Raw genomic sequence first — 25,251 nt, 5'->3', positions numbered from 1 at the left:
CTTCGATGTCTGCGCCACCTATGCTCTCAGCTCGAACGGACTGCTGGTACGGCCACGAGGGCGGGCGGGGTATGACGACGGACACGGTGCGATGGGGAATCCTGGCGACCGGCGGGATAGCCGCCGCCTTCACGGCGGACCTGATCGACCTGCCCGACGCGGAGGTCGTCGCGGTCGGTTCGCGCACGGAGACCTCGGCGCGCGCGTTCGCCGAACGCTTCGGGATTCCCAAGGCCTACGGCGACTGGGGTGCGCTCGCCGAGGACGGGGACATCGATGTCGTCTATGTCGCCACCCCGCACTCCGCGCACCGCACGGCGGCCGGGATGTGCCTCAAGGCGGGCCGGGCCGTGCTCTGCGAGAAGCCGTTCACGCTCAACGTGCGCGAGGCCGAGGAACTGGTCGCGCTGGCCCGGGACAACGGCCGCTTCCTGATGGAGGCCATGTGGATGTACTGCAACCCGGTGATCCGCCGCCTCAAGACCCTGATCGACGACGGCGCGATCGGTGACGTCCGCACGGTCCAGGCCGACTTCGGTCTCGAGGGCCCCTTCCCGCCCTCGCACCGGCTGCGCGACCCCGCCCAGGGCGGCGGCGCCCTCCTCGACCTCGGCGTCTACCCCGTCTCCTTCGCCCAGCTCCTGCTCGGCGAACCGTCCGGCGTCTCCGCCCAGGCCGTGCTGTCCGCAGAGGGCGTCGACCTCCAGACCGCGCTGGCCCTGTCCTGGGAGTCCGGCGCGCTCGCCGCCCTGCACTGCTCGCTCGTCGGCGGCACCGGCACCACCGCCTCCGTCACGGGTTCCCGGGGCCGCGTCGACATCCCGTCCGGCTTCTTCCACCCCGACCGGCTGGTCCTGCACCGGGCCGGCCGCGATCCCGAGGAGTTCACCGCCGACCCGGGCGACGGTCCCCGCACCACCTTCCGGCACGAGGCCCGCGAGGTCATGCGAGCGCTGCGGGCCGGCGAGACGGAGTCCCCGCTCGTGCCGCTCGACGGGACCCTCGCGGTGATGCGCACCCTGGATGCGGTACGGAAGCGGATCGGGGTGCGGTACCCGCACGAGTAGGCCGTACCGTCGACCCATGGTCACCAAGCCCGCCAGATCCACCCCCGACACCACCCGCCGCAGCGAGAGGTCCCGCCGCGCCATCTACGACGCGGCCCTCGCCCTCGTCGCGGAGGTGGGCTACCCGAAGACCACGATCGAGGGCATCGCGGCCCGCGCCGGCGTCGGCAAGCAGACCATCTACCGCTGGTGGTCGTCGAAGGCGGACGTGCTGCTGGAGGCGTTCCTCGACCTTGGCGAACAGGCCGCCGAGGCCGCCGGCCAGGTGCCGTACGCCATCCCCGACACCGGGGACCTCGCCGCCGATCTCAAGGCGGTCCTGCGCGCCACCGTCGACGAACTCCTCGACCCCCGCTTCGAGGCACCCTCCCGCGCCCTGTCCGCGGAAGGCGTGGTCAACGAGCAGCTCGGCCGTGAGTTCGTGGCCAAACTCCTCGAACCCCAGCTCCAGTTGTACGTCGACCGCCTGCGCTCCGCCCAGCAGAGTGGCCAGGTCCGCCCCGAGGTCGACCCGCGCATCGCGCTCGAACTCTTCGTCTCCCCACTGGCCCAGCGCTGGCTCCAGTACACGGGCCCCATCTCGTACGCCTACACGGACACGCTCGTCGACTACGCCCTGTACGGCCTCGCACCCCGCTGACCCGCCGGGCGGGGCTTTGCCCCGATTGGGGGTACCGGACCCCCGATGCGCGGGATGGTGGGACCATGAGGCATGCTGTCCGCACCACAGCGAGGCGAGGGGATAGATGAGCGCGGAGTTCGGCGGCCCGATCGGCCTGCGGGGCCGACTCACCCGGTGGCTGCGCGGAAGCGGCCCGACGGAAGCCGCCGACGGCGGCCGTGAGGCCCTGCTGCTCGCCGCCGCCGCTGCCGGACTGCCCCTCGCGCCCGCCGCGCACCCGGCCGCCGACTACCGCTGCTCCTGCGACCGCGTCGGCTGTCCGACCCCGGCCCGCCATCCGATCTCCTTCGCCTGGCAGACCCAGTCCACCACCGACCGCGCCCAGATCGAGCGCTGGGCCCGCCACCAGCCGCAGGCCAACTTCATCACCGCGACCGGCATGACCCACGACGTCCTCGACGTCCCCCTGGAGGCCGGCCGAGAGGCTCTCGACCGCCTCCTCGACTCCGGCGTCGAGGTCGGCCCGGTCGCCGAGAGCGACGACGGCCGCATGCTCTTCTTCACCCTCACCCGCGGCACCCCAGAGGACGAGGACGAGTGGTGGCCCTGCGAACTGGACTGCCACCCCGAGACCATGGACGAACACCCCGGCCTGCGCTGGCACTGCCGGGGCTCCTACGTCCTGATGCCGCCGGCCCGCCTGCCGGGCGACCACGGCCGGTCGGTGCGCTGGGTACGGGGCCTCGAACACGCTCTTCCCGACCCGCTGACCCTGCTCGAGGTCCTGACCGACGCATGCGCCCGCCACGGGGACCGACAGGACCGTGCGGGTACGGGATGGCAGCGTTTCTGAGGGGCGCCGGCCTCATTCCCCCTTCGCCCCGGTCAACCCCTCCAACCGACTGAGCACCGACACCGCACCGGAACCCCGCACCGGATCCACGGCGATCTCATTGGCGACGAACTCCATCGTCAACGACTGCTTCACCTCTCCGGTCGTCAACGCCCGCACACTCTTGTTGAGCGCCGGCACCGACGCCCCCGCCGCGGCCGTCTGCTTGACGTAGTGGTGGGAGGAGAAGAACACCAGCGCCCCGCCGTCCTTCGTACGCAACGCCAGCGGCGCGAAGTCGCCGCTCGTCAGGGGCTCGTCGATGTACTGCTGGACGAGCCCCGGCTTCTTCGCGTTCTTCGCGCGCGTGGCGCGCAACGTGCTGGTGTACGCCCCGTCCGCGAAGGTGCTGCCGCCGTCCTTGAGATAGGTGGCGTAGTCCTTGCTCAAGTCCGCGGGCATCCGCGTCAGTTCGGCGGAGTCGGCCGGTACGGCCTGCGCCCAGCCGTCCTTGTCCTTGGTGAACTCCGGCAGCGCGCCCGCCGCCACCAGCGTCAGATACGCCGCCTGCCACGGCTCGGAGAGATCGCCGCGGGTGAACACCAGCACCCAGCGGGCGTCGCCGCCCTTGTTGGCCTTGGCGTCGGCGACGAACCAGCGCGGCCAGCCCGCCTTCTTGGGGATCGTGTACGTCACGTCCGAGAGCACCAGCGGAGTGTGCTGCGGGTTGCCGTCCGGGCTGTTGGCCTGCCCGGCCTTCAGACGCGCCGCGTCGATGGCCCCGAGGGCGCCGGTGGTGTGCGCGGCGTCCAGGGAACCGTCGTAGGCCTTGTCGGCCTTGTTGTACGCGGTCGTGAACTGTTGCAGCGCCCTCGCGGCCTCCGCCTGCGTGGCCGCGGGCAGCATCTCGCGCTCCCCGTGCACCACCACACAACCGCTCGCCGTCAACGACAAAGCGGTCACGCAGGCCGCTGTCAGTGCGCTCCGGTCAAGCCTGCGGAGCCTTCGAGGGCCGCGACCCCTGGTCGTCAGGTGCGTCATCAGGTGCCTTCACCTTCCCCTTCCCGGAGGCGAACCCTACCGGGGCGAGGAACAGCGCGAGCGTCGGGACCAGGTACAGCAGCCACACCGTGACCTGGACAACGGTCGGATCGGGCTGGAAGTTGAGGACACCCTTCAGGAGGGTGCCGTACCAGCTGTCCGGCGGGATCGTATCGCTGATGTCGAACGCGAGGCTGTACTGGCCCGGGACCCAGCGGGCCTCCTGGAGGTCGTGGAAGCCGTACGCCAGCACGCCCGCGGCCACGACGACGAGCATGCCACCCGTCCAGGTGAAGAACTTCGCGAGGTTGATGCGCAGCGCCCCGCGGTAGAACAGCCAGCCCAGGAACACGGCCGTCGCCAGGCCCAGGGCGACGCCGATCAGCGGGCGCGGGGTGCCGTCGCCTGCCGCGTGCACCGACGCCCACACGAACAGGGCGGTCTCCAGGCCCTCCCGGCCGACCGCGAGGAACGCGGTGGCGACCAGCGCGCCCGTGCCCATGGCGAGGGCCGCGTCCAGCTTGCCGTGCAGCTCCGACTTCAGGTGCCGGGCGGTGCGCCGCATCCAGAACACCATCCATGTCACCAGCCCGACCGCGAGGATCGACAGCGATCCGCCGAGCGCCTCCTGCGCCTCGAACGTCAGCTCCTGCGAACCGAATTCGAGGACGCAGCCGAAGCCCATCGCGATGAGGACGGCGATGGCGATACCGGTCCACACCGGCTTCAGCGCGTCCCGGCGGCCGGTCTTCACCAGGTAGGCGATGAGGATGCAGACGACGAGCGAGGCCTCCAGCCCCTCACGCAGTCCGATCAGATAGTTGGAGAACACGGGCTACGCCTCCTCGGAGAACAGCGCCCGCCCCCACCAGTCGTCCTTGTCCCGGACGCCCGGCGGGACGGCGAAGACCGCCGAACCCACATGCTGGATGTACTCGTTGAGCGCGTCGGTCGCGAGGTTGCGCTGGATGCGGATGAAGCCCTCGCGCACGTCCCGCTGGTAGGCGAGGAAGAACAGCCCGGCCTCCAGCCGGCCCAGGCCGTCGGTGCCGTCGGTGAAGGAGTAGCCGCGGCGCAGGATGGTCGACCCGTGGTTGGAGTCGGGGTGCGCGAGCCGCACGTGCGCGTCGGGCTTCATCGCCTTCAGGAACGGCTCGTCGCGCTCCTTCGCCTTGCCGACCGGCGCGCCCTCGCCCTTGTCCCGCCCGAAGACGTCCTCCTGCTCCTGGAGGGAGGTGCGGTCCCAGGTCTCGATGTGCATACGGATCCGCCGGGCGACGAGATAGGATCCGCCGACCATCCAGTCGGGCCCGTCCTTCTCGCCGACCCACACGAACTTCTTCAGCCGGTCGGCCTCGGTCCCGGCGATGTTGCGGGTGCCGTCCTTGAAGCCCATCAGGTTGCGCGGGGTCTGCGCCTCGGGCGTGGTGGAGGAGGTCTTGCCGAAGCCGAGCTGCGACCAGCGGATGACGACCTTGCCCATGCCGATCCGGGCCAGGTTGCGGATCGCGTGCACGGCCACCTGTGGGTCGTCCGCGCAGGCCTGTACACACAGGTCACCGTTGGAACGGGCCGCGTCCAGTGCGTCCCCGGCGAACTTGGGCAGGTCGACGAGGGCGTCCGGCCGCTGGTCGGCGAGTCCGAACTTGGCGAAGAGGGAGGGGCCGAAGCCGATGGTGAGCGTCAGCCGCGAGGGCTTCAGCCCCAGGGCCTCGCCGGTGTCGCCCGGCGGGGCCTCGGCGAGCCCGCCGTACGCCCCGTCACCGACCGTGTTCCCGGCGGTCATCCGGCGCGCGGCGGCCGTCCAGTCCTTGAGCATCTGCACGAACGCGGCGCGGTCGGTGGTGTCCACGTCGAACGCGGCGAAGTGCAGCCGGTCCTGGACGGGGGTGGCGATGCCCGCCTGGTTGGCGCCGTGGAAGGCGACCGCGGCGCCCGTGTCGGCGGCCGTCGGCTCGACGTCGTCGCCGGTGCGGGTCATCGCCACCGCGCCGCCGGCCGCGACGGCGCCGAGTGCGAGCCCGGCACCGCCCCAGCCGATGAGCGAGCGGCGGGAAGGCGTGCTGCCCTCGGTCTCGGTCATGAGTGCCCCTTACTTGACCACGGCCGCGGCGAGCTTCGACAGGGGCTCCGCGAGCGCGTTCACCGCGTCCGAGAGCTCCTTGCGCTGCGCCTCGGTGACCTTGTCGTACGACACGAAGTCGTATGAGGTCTTGTCCGAGCGGTACTTGTCGAGCAGCGCGTTCAGCGCGGTGAACTGCTTGTCGAGTTCGGTGGTCAGCGCCTTGTCGTTGGTCTGCGCGACCGGCTTGAGCAGGTCGTAGGCCTTCTGCGCGCCCTCGACGTTGGCCTTGAAGTCGGACAGGTCGGTGTGCGAGTAGCGGTCCTCCTCGCCGGTGACCTTGCCGGTGGCCACCTCGTCGAGCAGTTCCTTGGCGCCGTTGGCCATGGAGGTCGGGGTGATCTCGGCCTTGCCGACCCGCTTCTGCCAGTCCTCGAGGTCGGTGACGAGCTGATCGGCGAGGGTCTTCTCCTCGTCACCGATCTTCTTGTCCTCCCACAGCGACTTCTCCAACCGGTGCCAGCCGGTCCACTTCTGGCCGTCCTCCAGGCCGTCCGCGCGGGTGTCGACCAGCGGGTCGATGTCACCGAAGGACTCGGCGACCGGCTCGGTGCGCTCCCAGCCGAGACGGGAGGGCGCGAACGCCTTCTGGGCGGCGGCGATGTCACCGGCCTTGACGGCCTTCACGAAGGTCTCGACGAGCGGGATGGTGGCGTCGGCCTGCTCCTGGGCGTACTCGCGGTACTCGGCGACGGCCTTGTCCAGTTCGGGGTTCCGCTTGGCGACGGTGCCGCCGGTGACCTTGAGGTCCTGACGGATGCCGTCGCCCTTCATGCCGGGCTTGCAGGCGATCAGATACGAGCCCGCCTTCACCTCGGCGGTGACCCGCTGCTTGGTGCCGGGTCCGATGTTCTCGCGCTCGCTGACGATCCGGTCGTCCGGGAAGAGGATGTAGACCTCGGTGACCTTGGAGCCCTTGTTCTCGACGGCGAGCTCGACGTGCCCGGCGGAGATCTCCTTCTTGGAGGTCTCGCACGCGGAGTCGGTGGCGGTCACCTTGATGACCCGATCGCCGTCCTTGGCGTCGCTCTTCTCGGTGCAGCCCGTGACGGCGGTCAGTGCGGTCACGGCGGCGACGGCGGTGGCGACGGACAGTCTGGCGGCTCGCATTCGGGCTCCCAGCGATGGCTGAATATTCACGTGAGCGGGCTCACAGGATTGGTGAGCCTCGCCTAACTTATCCAAGGCTTACCTGTGTAATACCCGGGCGGCCCGTGATTCAGCTCTCATAGACGGTGTAAGAGCACGAGCCGATCACGGTGGCTTAAAACGGACCCCAGCGTTCGGTCAAAGGTGATTCAAAGATTCCGCTTCGGGGTCACCAGAAGGGCCCCCGTGCGGGGGTGCGGAAGCACCTCGACGGGCTGCTCGTAGACGTCGGACAGCAGCCGCTCGCCGAACACCTCGGCAGGGGCCCCGTCCGCCACCACCCGGCCGGCGCACAGAATCGCGACCCGGTGCGCATAGGCGGCGGCGAGCCCCAGGTCGTGCAGTACGACGACCACCGCATCGCCCTCCCCGGCCCGCTCCCGGCACACCCGCAGCACCAACTCCTGGTGCCTGAGGTCCAGGGCGGCGGTCGGCTCGTCGAGGAGCAACAGCGGGGCGCGCTGGGCAAGCACCCGGGCAAGCGCCACCCGGGCCCGCTCCCCACCGCTCAACGCGGAGAACGACCGCCCCGCGAACGCGCTCACCTCGGCGGCTTCCATCGCCCCGGCGACCGCGAGATCGTCCTCGGCGGCCGAGGAGCGGTGGGGCGCCCGCCCCATCCGCACGACATCCTCGACGGCGAACGGAAAGGACAGACTCGCCGCCTGGGGCAACACGGCCCGCCGCAAAGCCAGTTCCGCCGCACTCCACTCCGCGGCGGGCCGCCCGTGAATCCGTACGACACCGTCGACGGCCACCAGGTCACCGGCGAGCGCGGCCAGCAGCGTGGACTTCCCTGCCCCGTTGGGCCCCACGAGGGCCAACACCTCCCCGGCCTGCGCCTCGACGTCCACCCCGCGCAGAACCTCCCGCCCCCCGAGCCGCACCCGCACCCCGACGGCCTGGGCGAGAACCGTCCCCGGGCCGGAGGGCGCCGACGGGTTCGGCCGACGACGAAGAAGTCTCATGGGGGCTCCTTGAGGGAAGCGAGGAAGGAAGCGGGGGCGCCGCGCCCCTTGGCCGGGGCACGGGTGGTCCAGGGGCGGATGACCTCTTGGCCGCGCGGGTCGGGTGGGTGGGTGAGCGAGGGCTCAGGCCCAACCGCCCTGCCGTCTCCGCGTCCTGCGCAGCAGCCAGAAGAAGAACGGGCTGCCGAGGAGAGCGGTCAGGACGCCCAGGGGCAGCTCGGCGGGGGCCGCCACCGTGCGGGACGCGAGATCCGCGGCGAGGAGGACCAGGGCGCCCAGCAGGGCACTCGCCGGGACCAGGAACCGATGACCGGGTCCCGCCGCCATCCGGAGCAGATGCGGGACGACCAGGCCGACGAAGCCGATGATCCCCGACACGCTCACCGCCGCCGCCGTCAGCAGCGCGATCACCAGGATCAGCACCATCCGCAACCGCTCCACCTCCACCCCCAGATGCCGGGCCGGCCGCTCCCCGAGCGCCAGCAGGTCGAGCCGGCGGGAGTGCACCGGGGCGAGGGCCAGCCCGATCACCGCACACGGCAGCACCGCCAGCACCTTCGGCCACGTCGCCTGCGACAGCGATCCCAGCTGCCAGAAGGTGATCTGCTGAATGGCCGCGGCGTCGGCGAAGAAGAGGAACAACCCGATCAGCGCCCCCGCGAACGCGTTCACCGCGATCCCCGTGAGGATCAGCGTCACCACCTCCGTGCGCCCGCCGGAACGCGCCATCGCGTACACCAGCAGCACGGTCCCGAGTCCCGCGAGGAACGCGAACGCCGACACCGTCCAGGTGCCGAGGACGTTCACGTCGAAGGCGATCGCGGCGACCGCCCCCACCGCGGCGCCCGAGGAGATGCCGATGACCCCCGGCTCGGCGAGCGGATTGCCGAACACGCCCTGCATCAGCGCCCCCGCGCACCCCAGCGAGGCCCCCACGAGCAGCGCCAGCACGATCCGCGGGAACCGCACGTTCCACAGCACGGACTCCGCGACCCGGTCCAGCTCCCCGCCCCCGAGGCCGATCCGGTGCTGCACGGAGGAGAGCACGTCCCCGACCGGGATCGGGTACGCCCCGAGCGCCCCGGCCACCGGCATCAGCGCGAGCAGCGCCAGGACCAGCCCTGCGGTGAGCAGCCGGGCCGCCCCGTGTCTCTTCTCCGGCACGGCCGGCACGGCCTCGGCCTCGGCTTGCTTGTCCAGGACGGTCATGGCGGTCATCTTAGGTTAGCCTTACCTACATTGAAACGCTCGTCGTTCGAACGGCTTCCCGCGCGGTGCTTCAATTCCCGAGTGACTGATTACGACGTGCTCCGCGTCTTCTGCGCGCCGAACGGCGGCTACGGCAACGAACTGGGCGTGGTCCGCGACGGCTCCGTGCTGCCCGACCGGGAGGACCGCCAGGCCCTCGCGGCGAAACTGGGCTTCAGCGAGACGGTGTTCGTCGACGATCCCGAGCGCGGGGTCATCGACATCTACACGCCCACCCTGCGCCTGCCCTTCGCGGGTCATCCCTGCGTCGGCGCGGCCTGGCTGCTCGACGTGCCCGAGCTGGTCACGCCGGCCGGGGTCGTGGGCGCCCGTCTGGACGGGGAGTTCAGCTGGATCGAGGCGCGGGCGGAGTGGGCCCCGCCGCGCACGTTCCGCCAGTACGCCACCGCCGCCGAGGTCGACGACCTGAGCGTGCCGCCGAAGGGTGAGTGGATCTACGCCTGGGCGTGGGAGGACGAGCCGGCCGGCCGGATCCGTGCCCGTGGCTTCCCCGGCCGTGACGACGGCATCGACGAGGACGAGGCGACCGGCGCGGCCGCCCTGCTGCTCACCGACCGGCTGGGCCGCGCCCTGAACATCACCCAGGGCGCGGGCTCCCAGATCCTGACCGCCCCCCAGCCGTACGGGTGGGTGGAGATCGGCGGCCGGGTCTTCCTCGAGGGCGCCGAATCCTGAGAGCGGGGGTACCGGCGTCCGTGGTGTTCCGGCCGCCCGTACGGGTGGTGTGGCGTGTGCGCGCGCAGGCGAACGGTTACCTCTGGGCGTGACCACTCCGCCTCCGTGAGAGGAGCATCATGCGTATCCGATCAGTCCTGGCCGCCACCGTCCTGGGGCTGGCCCTGGCCACCGCCGGGGCGCCGAGCGCCATCGCCGACGAGGGACCCCGGCACCACGCCTCGTACCAAGGGTCCGAGCACCACGGCAAGGACTACGGGTCCGAGCACCACGGCAAGGACTACGGGTCCGAGCACCACGGCAAGGACTACGGGTCCGAGCACCACGGCAAGGACTACGGCTCCGAGCACCACGGCAAGGACTACGGCTCCGAGCATCACGGCAAGCACTACGGGTCCGACCACTACCGCAAGGAGGAAGGGCGGCACCACCACTTCGGGGAGGGCGGCAAGGTCTGCAGCCCGTACGTCGGCAAGATCCACACGGCCTCCGGCGGCATCTTCTGGGCCGGCGCGCACTGCGGCTGGTTCTGACCGGGCCGGCCGGACCGACCCGTGGGGCGGGCCCCTTCCCCGCCGGGAAGGGGCCCGCCCCACGGGGCCCGGGGCTCACGCCGAGAGCCGGAACTCCTCGCCCAGCTCCCGGAACACGGCCGTGTTGAGGGCGAAGGCCCGCTTGCACTCGGCGACGATCCGCTGCTTCTCCAGGTCGTCCGCGCGCACCCCGTCCAGCAGCTCCCGGTAACCCCGCTTGAACGCCGCCGGGTTGCCGAGCTCCTCGAAGACGTAGAAACGGACGCCGTCGCCCTTCTTCTCGAAGCCCCAGGTCCGCTCCGCCCTGTCGCGGATGATCTGCCCGCCGGAGAGGTCGCCGAGGTAGCGCGTGTAGTGGTGGGCGATGTACCCGGCCGGCCAGTGCTCGGCGCATTCCCGCACCCGGTCCGCGTACTCCCGCGTCGCCGGCAGGGCCGCCAGTCCCGCCCGCCAGTCCGGTCCCCGCAGATGTGCCAGGTCCCGCTCCAGCGCGGCCAGCCGGAACAGCTCCGGCCGGATGAACGGCCCGGCCACCGGGTCCGACGCCAGCGGCTCGGCTCCCGCCTCCAGTGCCTCGTACACGCACCACAGTTGTTCGGTGTAGCGCGCGTACGCGTCCACGCCGAGTCGTCCGCCGAGCAGGTCGCTCATGAACGTCGAGGTCTCCGCCTCGACGTGCTGCTCGTGGGACGCGGTGCGGATGACGGTCGAGAAGGAGTCCATGGGCGATATCCTCCGAGGTTAGGCTTACCTAAGTCAATAGGTTTGCCGACACCGTGTCGGTAAAAGCGTACAAGCGAAAACCCGCCCCAGCGGGTGGGACGGGTCTCGACGGGTGCGGTCCGACCGGGTGCTACGGCAGCGTGAGGATCTCCGCCCCGCTCTCCGTCACCACCAGCGTGTGCTCGAACTGCGCCGTGCGCTTGCGGTCCTTGGTGACGACCGTCCAGCCGTCGTCCCACATGTCGTACTCGTGCGTTCCGAGCGTCAGCATCGGCTCGATCGTGAAGGTCATCCCGGGCTGGATGACGGTCGTCGCGTGCGGACTGTCGTAGTGCGGGATGATCAGCCCGGAGTGGAACGACGAGTTGATGCCGTGTCCCGTGAAGTCCCGGACCACCCCGTAGCCGAAGCGCTTGGCGTACGACTCGATGACCCGCCCGATGATGTTGATCTGCCGGCCCGGCTTGACCGCCTTGATCGCCCGGTCGAGGGACTCCCTGGTCCGCTCCACCAGCAGCCGCGACTCCTCGTCGACGTCACCCACCAGGTAGGTGGCGTTGTTGTCGCCGTGCACCCCGCCGATGTACGCCGTCACGTCCAGGTTGACGATGTCGCCGTCGCGCAGCACCGTCGAGTCCGGGATGCCGTGGCAGATCACCTCGTTGACGCTGGTGCACAGCGACTTGGGGAAGCCGCGGTAGCCGAGCGTGGAGGGATAGGCGCCGTGGTCGCACATGTACTCGTGCGCCACCTTGTCCAGTTCGTCGGTGGTGACCCCCGGCGCGATCAGCTTCGCGGCCTCCGCCATGGCCCGCGCGGCGATCCGCCCGGCGACGCGCATCGCCTCGATGGTCTCCTGGGTCTGCACCTCCGGGCCGGTGTACGGCGTCGGCGCGGGCTTGCCGACGTACTCGGGGCGACGGATGTTTCCGGGCACGGAACGGGTGGGGGAGAGGTCCCCGGGCACGAGCAGCGACTGGCCAGACATGCTCGCGAGTCTATCGAGCGGGTGTGGGGGAACATGTGGGTGGCGAGAGGAGCCGGTCATGCCCCTGTTCAAAAGGCGCGTCACGGGAAAACCGGGCGAGTGGTACTACTGCCTGGAGCACAAGAAGGTCGAGGAAGGGCCGGACTGCCCGGGCAAGGACCGCTTCGGCCCCTATGCCTCCCGGCAGGAGGCCCAGCACGCCATGGACACCGCCCGCGAGCGCAACGTCCAGTGGGAGAACGACCCGAAATGGCACGACGCCCCGGCGGGCGGGACCCCCGACGAGAGCTGATCACCCCTCGGCGACCGGAGCCGGCGCCCGCTGCTCGCGCAACCGCTGCGCGTGCTCGTCGGTCCGTACGTCGTACCGCATCAGCCCCGGCAGGCACAGTGCCAGCAGCCCCACCGCGGCGGCGCACAGCACCCCGCCCGACCAGACGGACGTCCGCACCCCCAGCCAGGCCGCGAAGCCGCCGCTGCGGACCTGGCCGACCGTCGGTCCCACCGAGTACGACAGCAGCTCGATCCCGGCGAGCCGCCCCCGCAGCTCGTCCGGGATCGTCTGGTTCCACATCGCGCCCCGGAAGATCCCGCTCACCATGTCGCAGGCTCCCGCGAGGGTGAGACAGAGCAGCACCAGCCACACGTTGCCGGCGAACCCGGCACCCGCGATCGCCACCCCCCACAGCGCGGCCGAGACGACGACCGCCCGCCCGTGCCGGTGGACCCGGGAGGTCCACCCACTCGTCAGGCTCACCAGCATCGCCCCGGCCGGCACCGTGGCGTACATCAGCCCCAGCGCCCACTCGGCGTCCAGCTCGTCGGCGAGGAACGGCAGCACGGCGAGCGGCATGGCGAGGAACATCGCGGCGAGGTCCACGGCGTACGTCCCGAGCAGCTCCTTGCGGCTCCAGGCGTACCGCGCGCCCTCGGCGATGGCCCTCAGGGACGGTTTCGCGGCCTCGTGCGCGGCGGGGGAGGAGGCGATCCGCACAACGAGGGCCACGGAGACGACGAAGGTGAGCAGATCGGCGCCGTAGGCCCAGCCGAGGCCCGCGTAGGCGACGACGATCCCGGCGAGCGCCGGCCCCGCGACCCCGCCGACGGTCCAGCGCAGCGCGTTGAGCGCGGTGGCGGCCGGCAGGTGCTCGTGCGCGACGATCCTCGGCCACAGCGAGTCCAGCGCGGGCCGCTGGACGGAGAACAGGACGGCGGAGAGCGCGGCGACGACGTAGAGCGGCCATACGGCCGGCCCCGGCAGCAGCGCGTTGACCAGCAGCGCGGCACTGAGCAGCCCCTGCCCGGCCTCCGTCCACACGATCAGCGTCCGTTTGTCGAGCGCGTCCGCGAGCGCCCCTCCGTACAGCCCGAACACCACGAGCGGCACGAGCTCCACGGCCCCGATCGCGCCCACCGCCGCCGCCGACCCCGTCAGCTCCTTCACCTGGACGGGAACCGCCACGAAGGTGAGGAAGCTGCCGAAGTTCGAGATCAGCCCCGATATCCAGAGCCTTCGGAAGTCGCGGGAGGCGCGCCACGGAGCGAGGTCGGGGAGGAGGCCGCGGAGGGTGTCGGACGTCACGAGGGGCCATGGTCGGGCGAGCCCGCGAGGAGGAGCAACCCCTTTTCTCCTCCTCCTCACCGAGGGGGAGCTTCCTCACCAAGGGGGCGGGGGCGGGGCCGTCAGTGACTCCGCCAGCCTCGACAGGCGGTCCCGGAGGCTGCGGCGGGCCCTCGCGGAGCGCCCCGCGTTCTCCCCGGCCGCCGCGCTGACCAGGTGCTGCACGGTGTCCAGGTCCAGTTCCGAGCCGTCCGGCACGGTCAGCGTCTCGTGCGCCAGGGCCGTCAGCTCGTCCTCGCCGGGGCCGAGGGTCAGCACGGTGAGCCCCGCCCGGCGCGCGTCGGACACCCGCTCGAGGAGCACGGCGTCCGCCTCCGGCGAGGCCACCAGCAGCGTCTCGCCCCGCCGGGCCGCCTCGATCCGGCCGAGCCCCACCGAGAGGTGCGCGGGGTCGGAGGGGCGCGCGTGATGCCGTACGAGAGTCGGTGCCAGCTCCGGCGTACCGGACCAGGCGGCCTCGTCCACCAGATGCGCCGCGAGATGCCAGGGCTCGTACTCCGCCGTCCCCACCAGCAGCAGCCCGCCGCCGTGCGACACCACCGACCCCCGCAGCACCGCGCCGAACCTCCGGGTGGCCCCCAGCCACTCCGTCCCGGCGAGCACCTCGCGCAGCAGCGCGACCCGTACGGCGTCCATGCGGCCGCATACTGCCCCACTCGGCCGGCGGGGTCAGGCGGTTCGCCGCTCGTTCACCCGGCACGGCGAAGGGGCCCCGCCACGCCCACGTAAAGTCGGGCCATGACCTCTACCGACAGTGCACACAACGCCCCCGCCGGCGCCCCCGCGAAGGCCCCCGCCAAGGACCCGTGGGACCTCCCCGACGTCTCCGGCCTGGTCGTGGGCGTGCTCGGCGGAACCGGACCGCAGGGCAAGGGCCTCGCCTACCGCCTCGCCAGGGCCGGCCAGAAGGTGATCATCGGCTCGCGCGCCGCCGATCGCGCCCGGACCGCCGCCGAGGAGCTCGGGCACGGCGTCGAGGGCGCCGACAACGCCGAGACCGCCCGCCGCAGCGACATCGTGATCGTCGCCGTGCCGTGGGACGGCCACGGCAAGACCTTGGAGTCCCTGCGCGAGGAACTGGCCGGCAAGCTCGTCGTCGACTGCGTCAACCCGCTCGGCTTCGACAAGAAGGGCGCCTACGCGCTCAAGCCCGAGGAGGGCAGCGCCGCCGAGCAGGCCGCCGCCCTGCTGCCGGACTCCCGGGTCACCGCCGCCTTCCACCACCTGTCGGCGGTCCTGCTCCAGGACCCGGAGATCGAGGAGATCGACACCGATGTGATGGTGCTCGGCGAGGAGCGGGCGGACGTGGAGATCGTCCAGGCGCTCGCCGGGCGTATCGCCGGGATGCGCGGCGTCTTCGCCGGCCGGCTGCGCAACGCCCACCAGGTCGAGTCGCTGGTCGCCAACCTGATCTCGGTCAACCGCCGCTACAAGGCGCACGCGGGGCTGCGGGTCACGGACGTATGAGCGCATGGGGGACACTGGACGGCACCAGCCGGTGTCCCCCCGAACAGGAGAGCAGCCATGCCCCGCCTCGCCGTCTACGCCCTCGTCGTCTGTCTCCTCGCGGTCGCGGCCGCCGTGGTGTCCTTCGCGCGGGGCAGCTGGCTGGGGATCGTGTGGGTGCTGCTGGCGGGGCTGTCCAGCAACATGTGCTGGTACTACCTCAAGCGCGGCAAGTCCGTCACGGGCTGACGCACAGCTCGGGGGTGCCCTGCCAGAAGCGGTACAGCCACTGGCCGCAGTCGATCTCCCCCGCCCGCACACCGAGCCCGTCCAGGACCGAGTAGATCAGGTGGAAGAACTCGCGGTTCACGGACGGAACCCACAGCAGCGCGAACACGAACAGCAGGCCGAACGGCGCGAACGGCTCCACCTGGCGCTTCACGTGGTACGACAGCCACGGCTCGATCACTCCATAGCCGTCCAGACCGGGGACCGGCAGGAAGTTGAGCAGCGCGGCGGTCACCTGGAGCATGGCGAGGAACGCCAGGGCGAACCGGAACTCGTCCGGCACCCCGTCCAGCGCGTCCAGCCAGAAGGGCGCGGTGCACACGGCGGCGAACAGGACGTTCGTCAGCGGGCCGGCCGCCGAGATGAGACTGTGCCGCCAGCGGCCCCGGATCCGCCCGCGCTCGATGAAGACGGCACCGCCCGGCAGACCGATCCCGCCCATGATCACGAAGATCACCGGCAGCACGATGCTGAGCAGGGCGTGCGTGTACTTGAGCGGGTTGAGGGTGAGGTAGCCCTTCTCGCCGACCGAGATGTCACCGCTGTGCAGGGCGGTCCGCGCGTGCGCGTACTCGTGCAGACACAGGGAGACGATCCAGGCCGCGGTCACGAAGAGGAACACGGCCACGCCCGGCCGCGCGGCGAACCCGGTCCAGGTCGCCCAGCCGGTGACCGCGGTCACGGCCAGGATCCCGACGAAGACGGGGCTGATCCGCCGGTCGCCGCTGCGGGTGGTGACGGTGGTCATGGGGCTCCCTGAGCTCGTCGGCACGCTTGGAACGGCCCGACCGTACCGGGCGCACCGGGAAAACGTCTCGCGGTGGGTCCAGGGTTCCGTGGAAGGGTGGGGACATGGGGCTTCGGCAGGTGTTCCCCGAAGGGAGGCGGAGGGAGGCAGGAGCGGCACCGGCGGCTTCGGGCCGCCTGACAACCCGGCCGCACCGGCGGCACCGGCGGCACCGGCCGCACCGGCCGCCCTGGTCGGGACCGGTCCGGCCAGCCGCTCAAGCCCGTAGCCCCCCTGTCCCCTCCGTCGGCGCCACCCCGGCGGAACCCCGTGACCGCCCCCGATCCCGCCGGAGAGAATGGACCTCGTGCGCTACCGCATCCTCGGCACCACCCAGGCAATCCGTACCGACGGCACCCCCGTCGCCGTCGGCGGGGCGCGGCTGCGTGCCCTGCTGACCGTGCTGGCCCTGCGGACCGGACGGAGTGTGCCGGCGGGGCTGCTCGTGGAGGAGGTGTGGGCAGGGGACCCGCCCGCCGACGCACCGGGCGCCCTGCAGGCGCTGGTCGGGCGGCTGCGCAGGGCCCTGGGCGCGGACGAGATCGCCTCCGCGGAGGGCGGCTACCGGCTCACCGCCGCCCCCGACGCCGTCGACCTGCACCGCTTCGAACGGCTCACCGCCGACGGCATCCGCGCCCTCGCCGACGGCGACCCCGTCAAGGCGGCCCTCCTCCTCGACGACGCCCTGGCCCTGTGGGAGGACCCGCCCCTCATCGACCTGCCCGACCGCACCGCCGAGGCGGCCCGCCGGGAGGCCCGCCGACTGGACGCCCTGCGCGCCCGCCACACCGCCGCCCTCGCCCTCGGCCACGCCGAACAGTCGCTGCCCGAACTCACCGCCCTCTGCGACGCCCACCCCCTGGACGAGCCCCTCCAGTCCCTGCGTCTGCGCGCCCTGCGCGACGCGGGCCGCCCGGCCCAGGCACTGGCCGCCTACGAGGACGTACGCCACCTCCTCGCCGAGCGCCTCGGCTCGGACCCGGGCCCGGAACTCCGCTCCCTGCACGCCGAGTTGCTCACCCCGACCGCGGCGGATCCCGACCCGGCCCCGCCCGCCGCGCACCAGCCGTCCCCCGGCTCACCCGCACAGAACGGCGCCGCCCCGGCCCCGCCCCCAGGCAACCTCCGTGCCCGGCTCACCTCCTTCGTCGGGCGGGAGACCGAGATCGGCGCCATTCGGGGGGATCTCGCCAGGGCACGGCTGGTGACGTTGCTCGGACCCGGTGGGGCCGGGAAGACGCGGTTGTCGCAGGAGGCCGCCGAGGCCGTGCGGCACGCCGCCCGGGACGGGGTGTGGCTGGCCGAACTCGCGCCCGTCGCCGACCCGGACGCCGTACCGCAGGCCGTGCTGACCGCCGTGGGAGCGCGCGAGACGGTGATGTACGGCGCCGGTGCCGAGGAGATCCGGGCGGCCGCCGAGCGGTACGACGACCCCGTGGAGCGGCTGGTGGAGCACTGTGCGCGCCGCCGGATGCTCATCGTCCTCGACAACTGCGAGCACGTCGTCACGGCCGCCGCCCGTCTCGCCGAAGAACTCCTCGGACGCTGCCCGGAGGTGACCCTTCTCGCGACGAGCCGTGAACCGCTCGGGGTGCCGGGGGAGTTGTTGCGGCCGGTCGAGCCGCTGCCGGAGCCCGTCGCGCTGCGGCTGCTCGCCGACCGGGGCGCGGCGGCCCGCCCGGGTTTCCGGATCGAGGACGACCCCGAGGCGTGTGCCGAGATCTGCCGGCGGCTCGACGGGCTGCCCCTGGCGATCGAGCTGGCCGCCGCCCGGCTGCGGATGCTGACGCCACGCCAGGTCGCCGACCGGCTCGACGACCGCTTTCGGCTGCTCACCTCCGGCAGTCGTACCGTCCTGCCCCGCCAGCAGACCCTGCGCGCGGTCGTGGACTGGTCCTGGGACCTGCTCGACGAGGAGGAGCGCGAGGTACTCGGCCGGCTGTCCGTCTTCGCCCGCGGCTGCGACCTCGCCGCCGTGGAGGCGGTGTGCGGGCCCGCCGTCCGTGACGCGCTCGACGCCCTCGCCTCCCTGGTCGACAAGTCCCTCGTCGTCGCCGCCCCCGCCGCCGACGGCGAGATGCGCTACCGGCTCCTGGAGACCGTCGCCGAGTACGCCGCCGAACGGCTCGACGAGACCGGCCGGAGGGCGGACGCCGAGCGCGCGCATCTGACGTACTACCGCGAACTCGCCCGCACCACTGAGCCGTTGCTGCGCGGCCCACGCCAACTCGCCGCCGTCGAACGCTTCCAGCTCGAGTACGAGAACCTCCGCACCGCGCTCGGCCGCGCCGTCGCCGCACGCGACGAGCAGGAGGCGCTCAGCCTCGCCCTCGCCCTCGTCTGGTACTGGCAGATGCGCGACCTGCGCATCGAGGCCCGCACCTGGTGCCGTGCGGTCATGGACCTCGGCCCCGACCCCTTCGCCGACCCCGTCCGCCCCGCCGCCCCCCTCTGGAAGCCCGTCACCGACGCCCCGCCGCCGCTGACAGGCGAGGTCCTCGAGGAGGCCCGCCGCGGGGTCCACCTCGTCCATCTCGCTTGCATGGACACCGAGTTGGAGGCCTGGCAGACCCCGGCGGCACAGCGCAAACTGCGGGTCATCACCGAGACCTACACGCCCGGCCTCCCACAGACCTGCCGCCCCCCGGGACTGCTCTGGTTCTACGCCGTGATGCTCGTCGACGGCATGGACCGCATCCGCGCCATCTTCGACGCCAACGTGGAGACCTGCCGCCGCACTCCCGGCTACGAGTACGAGCTCGCCGCCTGTCTGCACATGCGCGCCAACCTCCTCGCCCACCGAACCGAGTGGGCGGGCGACGCGACCCGGGACGCGGACGAGGCCCTGGAGATCTTCCGCCGCCTGGGCGACACCTGGGGCGTGGGCGAGGCCCTCTCCGCGCGCGCCGAGTCCCAGGAACGGCAGGGTGCCTTCCGGGAGGCCGCCGCCGACTACGAGGAGGCCATCCTCCAGGCCGAACGGCTGGGCGCCCGCCACCAGGTGGCGGTCCTCCGCGCCCGGCTGGGCAGCTCGCTCATCGAGGAGGGGGAGGAGGAGCGGGGTGAACGCCTGCTGCGCGAGGTGATCGACAGCCCCTGGGGCAGCGCCAACGAGGCGATGCCCGCCGCCCGTCTCTTCCTCGCCGGCTGGCTCGGCATCTCCGACCGCCGGGCCGAGGCCCGTGAACAGATCCGCCTGCTGCGCGAGGAGTTCAGCCTGGCGCGCTTCGTCGTCTTCGACGCCTTCATCCTGGGCGCGGAGGCCTTGTTGGACGCGGTCGAAGGCAACCACGAGGCGTCGCTGGTCGCCGTCCGTCAGGCCATGGAACGCGGCGGTGACCCGCTGTCCGTGACCATCGCCCCGCACATGCGCTCCTTCTACCTCTCCGTCGCCGCCCTCGCCCTGACCGGTGTCGACGGCGGCAGCCGGGCTCCGGACGCGGCCCGCTGCCTCGGCGCCGCCGCCGCCCTGCTGCCCCCGGGCCATGTCGCCGTCCGCCATGAGCGCGAGTGCGGACGGCTGGCCACCGCCGCCGTTCGGGCCGTTCTTGGCGACGAGGCGTTCGAGGCCGCGTACGCCGAGGGCGGCGGCCTCTCCTACGAGGAGGCCGCCGCCCTGGTCTGACCGGTCGTGCGGTGCTTCAGGTCTTGGTGCGGAACTTGTGGATCGCCACCGGCGCCATCACCGCCGTCAGCCCCACCGACCAGGCCATGGTCACCCACAGACCGTGCGCGACCGGCCCGCCCACCATCAGTCCGCGGGCCGCGTCCGCGAGCGAGGACAGCGGGTTGTACTCGGTGAAGTTCTGCAGCCAGCCCGGCATCGAGGCGGTCGGCGCGAAGATGGACGAGCCGAACTGCAGCGGCATCAGCACCAGAAAGCCCATCGCCTGCACCGACTGGGCGCTCTTCATCACCACGCCGAGCGTGAGGAACACCCACATCAGCGCCGAGCCGAACACCGTGGCCAGCCCCACGGCGGCGAACAGACCGGGCCAGTGGGTGATGTCGAAGCCCACCAGCACGGCCACCACCATGAGGATCACGCAGGCGACCAGCATGCGCATGAGCTCCACGGCGATCTTGGCGAAGAGCACCGAGCCCCGTCCGATGGGCAGGGACCGGAAGCGGTCCATGACCCCGGAGTTGAAGTCCGTGTTGAAGCCGGTGCCCACCCCCTGGGCCATGTTCATCCCCATCATGGCCAGCAGCCCGGGAATGACGTACTGGACGTAGGCCTCCTGGCCACCCCCCAGCGACTGACCGATGGAGCCGCCGAAGACATACACGAACAGCAGCGTGAAAATCACCGGGAAGAGGACCGCGTCGAACATCGACTCCGGGTCCTGCCGGATCCACAGCAGGTTGCGGCGGATCAGGGCGCCGGTGTGGCGGAGGTGGCCGCGCAGCGGGATGCGCGCGTCGGCGGTGAGGGGGGTGGTGGCGGTGGCGGCGCTCATACGGCGACCTCCTCGCGGGTGTCGGCGGGCACGGTGTCCTGCGGCGCACTGGCGCGGTGGCCGGTGAGCGACAGGAACACCTCGTCCAGGCTGGGCAGTTCGGTGGTGAGGGAGGAGAGGGTGACACCGCGCGCGGTGACCGCGCCGACGACGGCGGTGAGCTGCTCGTCGCTCAGCACCGGCACCAGCAGCGAGCCGCGCTCGGCGTCCACGACGGTGGCGGCGAGACCGGTGATGCCGAGCTCGTCGATCCAGCCCGCCAGCGGCCTCAGCTGCAGCGGATCGGCAGGCCGCACCCGCAGCGTCCGCCCGCCGACCTTCGCCTTCAGCTCCTCGATGCCACCGCCCGCGATCACCCGGCCCCGGTCGACGACGGTCAGCTCGGAGGCCAGCTGCTCGGCCTCCTCCATGTACTGGGTGGTCAGGACGACGGTGACCCCGTCCCCGACCATCGCCTTGACCTCGTCCCACACCTCGTTGCGGGTGCGGGGGTCCAGCCCGGTCGTCGGTTCGTCCAGGAACAGCACGGCCGGCCGCCCGATCATGGACGCGGCGAGGTCGAGCCGTCGCCGCATACCGCCGGAGTACGTGGCCGCGGGCCGCCTCGCGGCCTCCGTCAGCGAGAACCGCTCCAGCAGCTCGTCGGCCCGGGCCCGGGCGTCCTTCCTGGGCAGGTCGAGCAGCCGTCCGATCAGATACAGGTTCTCCCACCCGGGGAGCTTCTCGTCCACGGAGGCGTACTGCCCGGTGAGTCCGATGACCCGGCGCAGTTGCCGGGGCTGCCGTACGACGTCGTAGCCGACGACGGTCGCCTGCCCGGCGTCCGGGGCGAGGAGGGTGGACAGGATCCGCACGAGGGTGGTCTTCCCGGCCCCGTTCGGCCCGAGCACCCCCATCACGGTGCCCTCCCGCACATCCAGGTCCACCCCGTCCAGCGCCTTGGTCTCACCGTAGTGCTTGACCAACCCCCGAACGGTCACGGCGCTCCCCGCGCCACTGGGGTTCTTGTCGATTCGCGTCATGCCAGGAACAGTGCCAACCCCGACCGACAAACCACCGACATGCGGCCGACAGCGTCCGACAGCGGCCGACACCTCGCCCACAAGCCCGGGCCGGCCTTCCCGGGCGCGGCCGGAGCCACCACGCGCGGCAGCCCGCCGACGGGGGAAGATCGGCGGGCTGCTCTGTGCGGGGATGGCTCAGTGAACGCTGTGCTCCTCCAGCGGGAACGTCCCGCCGACGACGTCCTCCGCGAACGCCTTGGCCGCGTTGCCCATGACCTCACGCAGATTGGCGTACTGCTTGACGAACTTCGGTACGCGGCCGCCGGTCAGGCCCAGCATGTCGGTCCACACCAACACCTGCGCGTCCGTCTCGGGACCGGCACCGATCCCCACCGTCGGGATGTGCAGTACCCGAGTCACCTCGGCCGCCAGCTCCGCGGGAACGAGCTCCAGCACGACCGCGAACGCCCCGGCGTCCTGCACGGCCTTGGCGTCCCGCAGCAGCTGAGCAGCGGCTTCCTCGCCCCGCCCCTGCACGCGGTAGCCCATCGCGTTCACGGACTGGGGGGTCAGGCCGATGTGCGCCATGACCGGGATGCCCGACTCCACCAGCAGCTCGATCTGGCGGTGCGAACGCTCGCCGCCCTCCAGCTTCACGGCCCCCACCCCGGCCTCCTTGACCAGCCGGGTCGCGCTGCGCAGCGCCTGGACGGGGCCCTCCTGGTACGACCCGAAGGGCAGGTCGCCGACGATCAGGGCGCGCTGGGTGCCCCGTACGACCGCCGCCGACAGCATGGTCATCTCGTCGAGGGTGACGGGCACGGTGGTCTCGTACCCCAGGTGACAGTTGCCCGCCGAGTCGCCGACGAGCATCACGGGGATCCCGGCCTCGTCGAAGACCGACGCGGTCATCGCGTCGTAGGCGGTGAGCATGGGCCACTTCTCGCCGCGCTCCTTGGCGAGCGCGATGTCGCGGACGGTGATACGGCGTGTGCCCTTGCCCCCGTACAGCGCCTTGCTGCCGTCGACGGGCTTGGTCTGGGCAGCCGAAAGCTGCGTCATTGCAACGGCTCCTTACGTCATCTCGAGGCGCCCTCACGGCGTCCCCGGACCACTCCCCATGGTGGCACCTCGTGCCATCGAGGGCCAGACCACCCTCTGTGGCCAAAGACTCGTCGGTAAGAGCTGGGTAAGGGAATCGCGACACCATCCGATACGAGACGGTCTCGTATCGGAATTGATCTACGCTCGACCGTATGACTACTCCTGCAGTCCCCGCCGCGCCCCGGATACCGGAAGTGGTGCACCGGCGCCGTTGGGCGATCCTCGGCGTGCTGATGCTGAGCCTGCTGATCGTGGTGCTCGACAACTCGATCCTGAACGTCGCGATCAAGACCATCTCCACCCCGGCCCCCACCGGCCTCGGCGCCACGCAGAGCGAGCTGGAGTGGGCCATAAACTCCTACACGCTCGTCTTCGCGGGCCTGCTGTTCACCGCGGGTCTCCTCGGTGACCGCCTCGGCCGAAAGAAGGTCCTGCTCGGCGGTCTCGCCGTGTTCGGCATCGGCTCCGCGCTGGCCGCCGAGTCCGGTTCGCCGGCGCAGCTGATCGCCTTCCGCGCGCTGATGGCCGTCGGTGCGGCGTTCGTGATGCCGGCCACCCTCGCCGTCCTCATGAACGTGTTCGAGCGGGAGGAGCAGCCCAAGGCGATCGGCATCTGGGCCGGCGGCGTGGGCCTGGCCATCGCCATAGGACCGATCACCGGAGGCCTCCTCCTCGATCACTTCTGGTGGGGTTCGGTCTTCCTCATCAACGTGCCGATCGTGCTGCTGGCGTTCGGGCTGATGCTGTGGCTGGTGCCCGACTCCCGCGACCCGAACCCCGGCCGGATCGACCCCGTCGGCGTCGTCCTGTCCGTCGTCGGCCTCGTCCTGCTCGTCTACGGCATCATCAAGGGCGGCGAGCTGGCCGACTTCACGGACCTGACCGTGCTGTCGACCATCGGGGCCGGCCTGGTCGTCCTCGCCGCATTCGTCGTGTTCGAACAGCGCAGCGACCACCCGTCGATCGACGTCACCTACTTCAAGAACAAGGTGTTCTCGGCCGCGATGGCCGTCATCACCCTGGTGTTCTTCGCGCTGATGGGCGTGACCTTCTTCTCGGTCTTCTACACCCAGAGCGTGCGCGGTTACTCCCCGCTCCAGTCCGGCCTGCTCCTGCTGCCGCTGGCCGTCGCCCAGCTGGTCTTCGCGCCGCGCGCCCGGCTGGTCGTCGACCGCATAGGGGTCAGGGCCACCACCACGGCGGCGATGCTCGTCCTCACGGCGACCCTGGCCGCGTTCGCCACGCTCGACGCGGACACGCCGATCTGGCTGCTCGAGATCGTCTTCTTCTCCATGGGCGCCGGAATGGCCCACGTCATGACCCCGACCAGCGTCGTCATCATGCAGGCCCTGCCCCGCGAGAAGGCCGGCTCCGCCTCCGCGCTCAGCAACACCTTCCGCCAGCTCGGCGGCGCGCTCGGCATCGCCGTCCTCGGCTCCGTGCTGTCGGCCTCGTACCGCGACGGCATCGAGGGCAGGCTCGGCGCCCTGCCGACGGGCCTGCGCGAGACGGCGGGCGAGTCCATCGAGGCCACGCTGGGCGTCGCCGCGAAGCTCGGCGCACGCGGCAAGGAACTGGTCGCCCCCGCCAACGACGCGTTCCTGCACGCCATGCACATCACCGCGCTGTGCGGGTCCGTGGTGGCGCTCGTCGGCGCGGTCGTCGTGGCGCTGTACCTGCCCGGGAAGCCGAAGGCGGCTCAGGAGGGCGCCACCGAGGAGGAGTTGGTGCGCACCGAGTCGTAGACCCCGCCGTGAGGCGAGTCCCGGGCGAGCCCTTGGGTGAGAATCTCCCCACTACGACGAAAGGACCGATGGACGTGAGCCTTGCCGGCAGTGGCACCGACGCGGAGCAGCCCGTCAGGGGCCGGCCTCGCAGTGAGGCCGTGGAACGGGCCATCATCGAGGGCACGATGAAGCTCCTGGAGGACGGCGTTCCGCTCGCCGAGATCTCCATAGAGCGCATCGCCCGTACCGCCGGAGTCGGCAAGGCCGCCATCTACCGGCGGTGGAGCGGCAAGGAGGAACTCTTCGTCGACGTCCTGCGCGCCGCCGAACTCCAGGACCCCGAGCAACTCCCGGGCACCTCGATGCGGGACGACCTCGTCGTGCTCCTGGAGTCGCTGCGGCAGCGCGGCCTCGCCAACCGTTCCTCGACCATCCTGCACAACGTGCACACCCAGATGAAGAGCAGCCCCAAGATCTGGGCGGCGTACGAGAACTCGGTCATAGTGCCGCGGCGCAGAATCGGCGTGGAGGTCCTGCGGCGCGGTCAGCGCAACGGCGAACTCCGCGCCGACCTCGACGTGGAGCTGGTGAACGACATGGTCGTGGGTGCCATGCTGGTCCGCGCCGTGCTGCGTCCCGAGGCCGACCTCCCCGAGGGCCTTGCGGAACTGATCGTCGACACCCTGCTCGCCGGCCTGCGTCCCGTCGACTGACCCGGCGGAATTGTGCGCGTTTCGTCACAGCCCGGGCAGGGCGCCGCAGGCCCGGAACTCTCGGTGCCGCCCCGGTCGTCCTCGTGCGAGTACGGCCGTCGGGGGACGGCAG

The 25,251-nt window shown here is 71.6% G+C and carries 25 protein-coding genes; 11 read left to right on the top strand and 14 right to left on the bottom strand.

What is annotated here, in order from left to right; genetic code table 11:
* Positions 1 to 71 precede the first annotated feature (71 nt).
* From ACIBVL_RS02750 to ACIBVL_RS02740, 3 genes are all read left to right on the top strand, one after another.
* Entirely contained in the window at positions 72 to 1,067 is a 996-nt protein-coding gene (locus tag ACIBVL_RS02750) for a Gfo/Idh/MocA family protein (RefSeq protein ID WP_399090641.1), read from the top strand.
* Positions 1,068 to 1,083: 16 nt separating this feature from the next.
* The gene (locus tag ACIBVL_RS02745) at positions 1,084 to 1,707 is read left to right on the top strand and encodes a TetR/AcrR family transcriptional regulator (RefSeq protein WP_399090638.1); all 624 of its coding nucleotides are present in this window, start codon (positions 1,084 to 1,086) and stop codon (positions 1,705 to 1,707) included.
* A 106-nt stretch (positions 1,708 to 1,813) separates the two neighbouring features.
* Positions 1,814 to 2,542 (top strand): bifunctional DNA primase/polymerase, encoded by a 729-nt coding sequence (locus ACIBVL_RS02740; RefSeq protein WP_399090635.1) that lies wholly within the window; start codon positions 1,814 to 1,816, stop codon positions 2,540 to 2,542.
* Positions 2,543 to 2,554: 12 nt separating this feature from the next.
* On the opposite strand, the gene ACIBVL_RS02735 is transcribed toward ACIBVL_RS02740, so the two are convergent.
* The 6 genes from ACIBVL_RS02735 to ACIBVL_RS02710 all read right to left on the bottom strand — a co-directional run bounded on the left by ACIBVL_RS02735 (position 2,555) and on the right by ACIBVL_RS02710 (position 9,010).
* Positions 2,555 to 3,562 carry a hypothetical protein gene (locus tag ACIBVL_RS02735; protein WP_399090632.1) on the bottom strand — a complete coding sequence of 336 codons (1,008 nt, stop codon included), beginning with the start codon at positions 3,560 to 3,562 and terminating at the stop codon, positions 2,555 to 2,557.
* Positions 3,510 to 4,394 (bottom strand): iron uptake transporter permease EfeU, encoded by an 885-nt coding sequence (efeU, locus tag ACIBVL_RS02730; RefSeq protein WP_399090629.1) that lies wholly within the window; start codon positions 4,392 to 4,394, stop codon positions 3,510 to 3,512. Before efeU ends, ACIBVL_RS02735 begins: the two co-directional genes overlap by 53 nt.
* Before the next feature lie 3 nt (positions 4,395 to 4,397).
* Positions 4,398 to 5,645 carry an iron uptake transporter deferrochelatase/peroxidase subunit gene (gene efeB / locus ACIBVL_RS02725; protein ID WP_399090626.1) on the bottom strand — a complete coding sequence of 416 codons (1,248 nt, stop codon included), beginning with the start codon at positions 5,643 to 5,645 and terminating at the stop codon, positions 4,398 to 4,400.
* Between the two features lie 9 nt (positions 5,646 to 5,654).
* On the bottom strand, positions 5,655 to 6,794 hold the full coding sequence (gene efeO, locus ACIBVL_RS02720) for an iron uptake system protein EfeO (RefSeq protein ID WP_399090622.1): 1,140 nt from the start codon (positions 6,792 to 6,794) through the stop codon (positions 5,655 to 5,657).
* 188 nt (positions 6,795 to 6,982) lie between these two features.
* Entirely contained in the window at positions 6,983 to 7,801 is an 819-nt protein-coding gene (locus ACIBVL_RS02715; RefSeq protein WP_399090619.1) for a heme ABC transporter ATP-binding protein, read from the bottom strand.
* Positions 7,802 to 7,924: 123 nt separating this feature from the next.
* Positions 7,925 to 9,010, bottom strand: coding sequence for a FecCD family ABC transporter permease (locus tag ACIBVL_RS02710; protein ID WP_399090616.1), 1,086 nt, complete (start codon positions 9,008 to 9,010; stop codon positions 7,925 to 7,927).
* A gap of 81 nt (positions 9,011 to 9,091) precedes the next feature.
* Between ACIBVL_RS02710 and ACIBVL_RS02705 the strand changes: the two genes are divergently transcribed.
* Complete coding sequence (locus ACIBVL_RS02705; protein ID WP_399090613.1) at positions 9,092 to 9,745, top strand: PhzF family phenazine biosynthesis protein; 654 nt, start codon at positions 9,092 to 9,094, stop codon at positions 9,743 to 9,745.
* Positions 9,746 to 9,864: 119 nt separating this feature from the next.
* Entirely contained in the window at positions 9,865 to 10,278 is a 414-nt protein-coding gene (locus ACIBVL_RS02700) for a hypothetical protein (RefSeq protein ID WP_399090610.1), read from the top strand.
* 75 nt (positions 10,279 to 10,353) lie between these two features.
* Here the strand turns inward: ACIBVL_RS02700 and ACIBVL_RS02695 are convergent, their stop codons facing one another.
* On the bottom strand, positions 10,354 to 11,001 hold the full coding sequence (locus ACIBVL_RS02695) for a heme oxygenase (biliverdin-producing) (RefSeq protein ID WP_399090607.1): 648 nt from the start codon (positions 10,999 to 11,001) through the stop codon (positions 10,354 to 10,356).
* A 130-nt stretch (positions 11,002 to 11,131) separates the two neighbouring features.
* Complete coding sequence (gene map / locus ACIBVL_RS02690) at positions 11,132 to 11,989, bottom strand: type I methionyl aminopeptidase (protein ID WP_399090604.1); 858 nt, start codon at positions 11,987 to 11,989, stop codon at positions 11,132 to 11,134.
* Positions 11,990 to 12,047: 58 nt separating this feature from the next.
* Here map and ACIBVL_RS02685 point away from each other — a divergent pair, with 58 nt between their 5' ends.
* The gene (locus ACIBVL_RS02685) at positions 12,048 to 12,281 is read left to right on the top strand and encodes a hypothetical protein (RefSeq protein ID WP_399090601.1); all 234 of its coding nucleotides are present in this window, start codon (positions 12,048 to 12,050) and stop codon (positions 12,279 to 12,281) included.
* Here ACIBVL_RS02685 and ACIBVL_RS02680 read toward each other — a convergent pair whose 3' ends face one another.
* Together ACIBVL_RS02680 and ACIBVL_RS02675 are read right to left on the bottom strand one after the other, a co-directional pair.
* The gene (locus ACIBVL_RS02680) at positions 12,282 to 13,571 is read right to left on the bottom strand and encodes an MFS transporter (RefSeq protein WP_399090598.1); all 1,290 of its coding nucleotides are present in this window, start codon (positions 13,569 to 13,571) and stop codon (positions 12,282 to 12,284) included.
* 75 nt (positions 13,572 to 13,646) lie between these two features.
* A complete protein-coding gene (locus ACIBVL_RS02675; protein WP_399090595.1) occupies positions 13,647 to 14,246 on the bottom strand; it encodes a hypothetical protein in 600 nt (199 codons plus the stop codon).
* A gap of 102 nt (positions 14,247 to 14,348) precedes the next feature.
* Between ACIBVL_RS02675 and npdG the strand changes: the two genes are divergently transcribed.
* Both npdG and ACIBVL_RS02665 read left to right on the top strand, forming a co-directional pair.
* On the top strand, positions 14,349 to 15,077 hold the full coding sequence (gene npdG, locus ACIBVL_RS02670; RefSeq protein ID WP_399090592.1) for an NADPH-dependent F420 reductase: 729 nt from the start codon (positions 14,349 to 14,351) through the stop codon (positions 15,075 to 15,077).
* A 57-nt stretch (positions 15,078 to 15,134) separates the two neighbouring features.
* On the top strand, positions 15,135 to 15,305 hold the full coding sequence (locus ACIBVL_RS02665; protein WP_399090589.1) for a hypothetical protein: 171 nt from the start codon (positions 15,135 to 15,137) through the stop codon (positions 15,303 to 15,305).
* On the opposite strand, the gene ACIBVL_RS02660 is transcribed toward ACIBVL_RS02665, so the two are convergent.
* The gene (locus ACIBVL_RS02660; protein WP_399090586.1) at positions 15,295 to 16,092 is read right to left on the bottom strand and encodes a site-2 protease family protein; all 798 of its coding nucleotides are present in this window, start codon (positions 16,090 to 16,092) and stop codon (positions 15,295 to 15,297) included. The genes ACIBVL_RS02665 and ACIBVL_RS02660 overlap by 11 nt on opposite strands.
* 337 nt (positions 16,093 to 16,429) lie before the next feature.
* On the opposite strand from ACIBVL_RS02660, the gene ACIBVL_RS02655 reads away from it, so the two are divergent.
* Positions 16,430 to 19,756: an AfsR/SARP family transcriptional regulator gene (locus ACIBVL_RS02655; protein WP_399090583.1), complete on the top strand. Its 3,327-nt coding sequence runs from the start codon at positions 16,430 to 16,432 to the stop codon at positions 19,754 to 19,756.
* Between the two features lie 16 nt (positions 19,757 to 19,772).
* Here the strand turns inward: ACIBVL_RS02655 and ACIBVL_RS02650 are convergent, their stop codons facing one another.
* The 3 genes from ACIBVL_RS02650 to panB all read right to left on the bottom strand — a co-directional run bounded on the left by ACIBVL_RS02650 (position 19,773) and on the right by panB (position 22,657).
* Positions 19,773 to 20,591 carry an ABC transporter permease gene (locus ACIBVL_RS02650; RefSeq protein WP_399090580.1) on the bottom strand — a complete coding sequence of 273 codons (819 nt, stop codon included), beginning with the start codon at positions 20,589 to 20,591 and terminating at the stop codon, positions 19,773 to 19,775.
* Positions 20,588 to 21,613 (bottom strand): ATP-binding cassette domain-containing protein, encoded by a 1,026-nt coding sequence (locus tag ACIBVL_RS02645; RefSeq protein ID WP_399090577.1) that lies wholly within the window; start codon positions 21,611 to 21,613, stop codon positions 20,588 to 20,590. Before ACIBVL_RS02645 ends, ACIBVL_RS02650 begins: the two co-directional genes overlap by 4 nt.
* A gap of 177 nt (positions 21,614 to 21,790) precedes the next feature.
* A complete protein-coding gene (gene panB / locus ACIBVL_RS02640) occupies positions 21,791 to 22,657 on the bottom strand; it encodes a 3-methyl-2-oxobutanoate hydroxymethyltransferase (protein WP_399090574.1) in 867 nt (288 codons plus the stop codon).
* A gap of 194 nt (positions 22,658 to 22,851) precedes the next feature.
* Here panB and ACIBVL_RS02635 point away from each other — a divergent pair, with 194 nt between their 5' ends.
* Together ACIBVL_RS02635 and ACIBVL_RS02630 are read left to right on the top strand one after the other, a co-directional pair.
* Positions 22,852 to 24,444: an MFS transporter gene (locus ACIBVL_RS02635; protein WP_399090571.1), complete on the top strand. Its 1,593-nt coding sequence runs from the start codon at positions 22,852 to 22,854 to the stop codon at positions 24,442 to 24,444.
* Between the two features lie 74 nt (positions 24,445 to 24,518).
* Positions 24,519 to 25,139 carry a TetR/AcrR family transcriptional regulator gene (locus ACIBVL_RS02630; protein ID WP_399092000.1) on the top strand — a complete coding sequence of 207 codons (621 nt, stop codon included), beginning with the start codon at positions 24,519 to 24,521 and terminating at the stop codon, positions 25,137 to 25,139.
* The last annotated feature ends 112 nt before the right edge of the window (positions 25,140 to 25,251 follow it).

It is taken from the genome of Streptomyces sp. NPDC049687 (assembly GCF_044465285.1).
Classification (GTDB): domain Bacteria; phylum Actinomycetota; class Actinomycetes; order Streptomycetales; family Streptomycetaceae; genus Streptomyces.
Note: the sequence above shows the minus strand (reverse complement) of the source record. Positions and strands in the feature narration are given on the sequence as shown.

Bases quoted from the DNA above. Each gene is read 5' to 3' on its own strand.
- ACIBVL_RS02750 (WP_399090641.1), top strand. From the start codon at position 72: ATGACGACGGACACGGTGCGATGGGGAATCCTGGCGACCGGCGGGATA.
- ACIBVL_RS02745 (WP_399090638.1), top strand. From the start codon at position 1,084: ATGGTCACCAAGCCCGCCAGATCCACCCCCGACACCACCCGCCGCAGC.
- ACIBVL_RS02740 (WP_399090635.1), top strand. From the start codon at position 1,814: ATGAGCGCGGAGTTCGGCGGCCCGATCGGCCTGCGGGGCCGACTCACC.
- ACIBVL_RS02735 (WP_399090632.1), bottom strand. From the start codon at position 3,562: ATGACGCACCTGACGACCAGGGGTCGCGGCCCTCGAAGGCTCCGCAGG.
- efeB (WP_399090626.1), bottom strand. From the start codon at position 5,645: ATGACCGAGACCGAGGGCAGCACGCCTTCCCGCCGCTCGCTCATCGGC.
- efeO (WP_399090622.1), bottom strand. From the start codon at position 6,794: ATGCGAGCCGCCAGACTGTCCGTCGCCACCGCCGTCGCCGCCGTGACC.
- ACIBVL_RS02715 (WP_399090619.1), bottom strand. From the start codon at position 7,801: ATGAGACTTCTTCGTCGTCGGCCGAACCCGTCGGCGCCCTCCGGCCCG.
- ACIBVL_RS02710 (WP_399090616.1), bottom strand. From the start codon at position 9,010: ATGACCGTCCTGGACAAGCAAGCCGAGGCCGAGGCCGTGCCGGCCGTG.
- ACIBVL_RS02700 (WP_399090610.1), top strand. From the start codon at position 9,865: ATGCGTATCCGATCAGTCCTGGCCGCCACCGTCCTGGGGCTGGCCCTG.
- ACIBVL_RS02695 (WP_399090607.1), bottom strand. From the start codon at position 11,001: ATGGACTCCTTCTCGACCGTCATCCGCACCGCGTCCCACGAGCAGCAC.
- map (WP_399090604.1), bottom strand. From the start codon at position 11,989: ATGTCTGGCCAGTCGCTGCTCGTGCCCGGGGACCTCTCCCCCACCCGT.
- ACIBVL_RS02685 (WP_399090601.1), top strand. From the start codon at position 12,048: ATGCCCCTGTTCAAAAGGCGCGTCACGGGAAAACCGGGCGAGTGGTAC.
- ACIBVL_RS02675 (WP_399090595.1), bottom strand. From the start codon at position 14,246: ATGGACGCCGTACGGGTCGCGCTGCTGCGCGAGGTGCTCGCCGGGACG.
- npdG (WP_399090592.1), top strand. From the start codon at position 14,349: ATGACCTCTACCGACAGTGCACACAACGCCCCCGCCGGCGCCCCCGCG.
- ACIBVL_RS02665 (WP_399090589.1), top strand. From the start codon at position 15,135: ATGCCCCGCCTCGCCGTCTACGCCCTCGTCGTCTGTCTCCTCGCGGTC.
- ACIBVL_RS02660 (WP_399090586.1), bottom strand. From the start codon at position 16,092: ATGACCACCGTCACCACCCGCAGCGGCGACCGGCGGATCAGCCCCGTC.
- ACIBVL_RS02655 (WP_399090583.1), top strand. From the start codon at position 16,430: ATGGACCTCGTGCGCTACCGCATCCTCGGCACCACCCAGGCAATCCGT.
- ACIBVL_RS02650 (WP_399090580.1), bottom strand. From the start codon at position 20,591: ATGAGCGCCGCCACCGCCACCACCCCCCTCACCGCCGACGCGCGCATC.
- ACIBVL_RS02645 (WP_399090577.1), bottom strand. From the start codon at position 21,613: ATGACGCGAATCGACAAGAACCCCAGTGGCGCGGGGAGCGCCGTGACC.
- panB (WP_399090574.1), bottom strand. From the start codon at position 22,657: ATGACGCAGCTTTCGGCTGCCCAGACCAAGCCCGTCGACGGCAGCAAG.
- ACIBVL_RS02635 (WP_399090571.1), top strand. From the start codon at position 22,852: ATGACTACTCCTGCAGTCCCCGCCGCGCCCCGGATACCGGAAGTGGTG.